4 protein-coding genes and 1 pseudogene are annotated in these 2463 nt (G+C 64.6%); 4 read left to right on the forward strand and 1 reads right to left on the reverse strand.

Annotated elements, in window-relative coordinates; genetic code table 11:
• The 4 genes from IL54_RS02890 to IL54_RS02905 all read left to right on the forward strand — a co-directional run.
• Window positions 1-783: RQC domain-containing protein (locus IL54_RS02890; protein WP_037473083.1), on the forward strand; the 783-nt coding region annotated here is incomplete at its 5' end.
• A gap of 327 nt (window positions 784-1110) precedes the next feature.
• Entirely contained in the window at window positions 1111-1542 is a 432-nt protein-coding gene (locus IL54_RS02895) for a TIGR01244 family sulfur transferase (RefSeq protein ID WP_037473085.1), read from the forward strand.
• A gap of 56 nt (window positions 1543-1598) precedes the next feature.
• Entirely contained in the window at window positions 1599-1877 is a 279-nt protein-coding gene (locus IL54_RS02900; RefSeq protein ID WP_037473087.1) for a ribbon-helix-helix domain-containing protein, read from the forward strand.
• A gap of 2 nt (window positions 1878-1879) precedes the next feature.
• Window positions 1880-2185, forward strand: coding sequence for a type II toxin-antitoxin system RelE/ParE family toxin (locus IL54_RS02905; RefSeq protein WP_037473089.1), 306 nt, complete (start codon window positions 1880-1882; stop codon window positions 2183-2185).
• Between the two features lie 10 nt (window positions 2186-2195).
• Here the strand turns inward: IL54_RS02905 and IL54_RS02910 are convergent.
• Window positions 2196-2463 (reverse strand): annotated as a pseudogene (locus tag IL54_RS02910) (cation transporter); the annotation flags it as partial.

A 2463-nucleotide genomic window follows, 5' to 3' on the forward strand; every position in this document is an offset into this window, starting at 1 on the left:
GCGGAGGATTTCGCCCGCGCCCGCCAGCGGATCATGGAATTGGAGCAGAGCCGCCAGCAGGGCGAGCGCACGCGGATCGCGGCGCTGGGCGCGCTGGTCGAGACCGCGACCTGCCGCCGCGCCATCTTGCTGCGCCATTTCGGCGAAGATCCGCCCGCCACCTGCGGCAATTGCGACAATTGCCTCTCGCCGCCCGCCAGCATCGACGCGACCGAGACGGCGCGCAAATATCTGTCCGCCGTCTATCGCACCGGCCAGAGTTTCGGGTCCGGCCATATCGAGGCGGTGCTGACCGGCGCGCCCAACGACAAGGTGCGCGAGCGCGGCCATGACAAGATTTCGGTCCATGGCATCGTGTCGGGGGACGAGGTGGTGCTGCTGCGTCCCGTCTCGCGCGCTTTGCTGGTGCGCGATGCGCTGGAGACCACAGAGCATGGCGGGCTGATGCTTGGCCCCAATGCGCGGCCCATCCTGCGCGGGGAGGAAGAAGTTCGCATTCTGGTCCCGCCCAAGCGCGAGCGACGGTCCCGCAATGCCCGCAACGGCGCCGACGCGAACCCGGTCGGCGATCCGCTGTTCGACGCGCTGCGTGCCTGCCGCCGCGAACTGGCGCAGGAGGCGGGCGTGCCGCCCTATGTGATCTTTCATGATTCAACGCTGCGCGAAATGGCCGAACAGCGGCCGTCCTCGATCCGCGATCTCGGCACGATCAGCGGCGTGGGGCAGAAGAAGCTGGACGCCTGGGGCGACGCTTTCCTGGCGGCGATTCGGCCGTTTCTGTAGCGCCAAGGGTCACAGGTCCGCGTCGCATTCAAGTTCACGATGTCGTGGGCGCATTTTTCGGCCGATTGCGCTGGAAAAGTGCCGGTAAAGTGCGTCCGAAGACCCGGTAACGCGACACCGGCGCGACAGTGACACGGCTGTGACGCGACAGGCACGCGACGGTCGATCCGGGATGCAGGGCGGGGTGGGGTGCGAGCGCGTTTCATCCGACAGTGTAGATCATCGGAAATCCTACATTGGAAGGGCTTTGCGCAACGAGCAGGCGGAAATGCCGCTCTTGAATCCTGACCCTGACCGGCGCATGGCCTGTGCCAAAGGAGAAGCCCCATGTTCCGCAAATTGACCGACCGCATCCTTGTTTCGCCGCAGATCACGCTGGATCAGGTGGCCGACGCCAAGGCGCGGGGCGTGACGATCATCGTCAACAACCGCCCCGATGACGAGGAACCGGGACAGGTGAATGGCGCGGAGATCGAAGCCGCAGCCAAGGCGGCGGGCATCGCCTATGTCGCGGTGCCGGTTGCGCATGGCGGTTTCGCGCCATGGCAGTTGGACGAGATGGCGAGCGCGCTGGAACAGACGGAGGCAGGCGGCAAGATGCTCGCTTATTGCCGGTCGGGCACGCGCAGCACCTTGCTATGGGCGCTGACCCGCGCGCGGGCGGGCGACGATGGCGACGTGCTGGCCGCGCAGGCGGCGGCGGCTGGTTATGACATCGCGCCGGTGCGGCAGATCATGGATGCGGTGAAGGGGCAGTGAGTGCAGTTGCTTTTCCTTAAATAATAGGATTTAATCCTACTGTGTAAGGAAAAGCTATGCGAACCACTCGGCAACTGAGCGTAACCCTGCCCAATGACATGGCCGACGATGTGCGGGCAAAAGTGGCGTCGGGTGAATATGCGAGCGAAAGCGAAGTCATCCGCGATGGTTTGCGAGCATTGCGCGCGCGCGACCGGGCGGTGGAGCAATGGTTGCGGGCCGAGGTCGGACCGGCACTGGACGCTTACCGGGCTGACCCTGGGAGCGGCATAACGCTGGATGATATGCGCGATGACCTGACCCAACGGTATGAACAGGCAGTTCGGCACGACTGACGGTGCCCCATCATGTTGTTCTGACACCCGAAGCGCGCGCGCAATTAACTGTAATTTTCGATTATGTCGCGGTTGCATCTTCACTCGATATTGCACGGCGTTTTACCGCCGCTATCCTCGATCACATGGAATCCTTTGCGGATTTTCCGCTTCGTGGCACCCCACGCGACGACATCCGTCCTGGTCTACGTACCACCACATGGCGTCGGCGTGTCACGATGGCCTATCTGGTAGAGGGTGAGGCGGTTGTTTTCGTAGGCATTTTTTATGGCGGCCGCGACTATGAGGCGCTGCTCGCCGACATTTGATCGGCAAGGCCTACCCGCACTCCACCGTTACATGGGCCATGCGGGGGAGCGCGTGGAGGCGCGCGCGGACGGCGGCACCGTTTGCGCCGGGGGCTAGGCTGAGGATGACGGCGTGGGCGTGGGGGCCGATGCGCCAGACGTGGAGGTCGCGGATGGTGGCGCCTTCGGTTTCGGCCAGCGCGCGGACCTTGGCCGTCAGCGCGGGTTCGGCGGTGTCGAGCAGGATGGCGGCGGTGTCCTTCATCAGGCCCCAGGCCCAGCGCGCGATGACGATCGAC

It is taken from the genome of Sphingobium sp. ba1 (assembly GCF_000743655.1).
Taxonomy (GTDB): Bacteria; Pseudomonadota; Alphaproteobacteria; order Sphingomonadales; family Sphingomonadaceae; genus Sphingobium.

Bases quoted from the DNA above. Each gene is read 5' to 3' on its own strand.
- IL54_RS02895 (WP_037473085.1), top strand. From the start codon at position 1,111: ATGTTCCGCAAATTGACCGACCGCATCCTTGTTTCGCCGCAGATCACG.
- IL54_RS02900 (WP_037473087.1), top strand. From the start codon at position 1,599: ATGCGAACCACTCGGCAACTGAGCGTAACCCTGCCCAATGACATGGCC.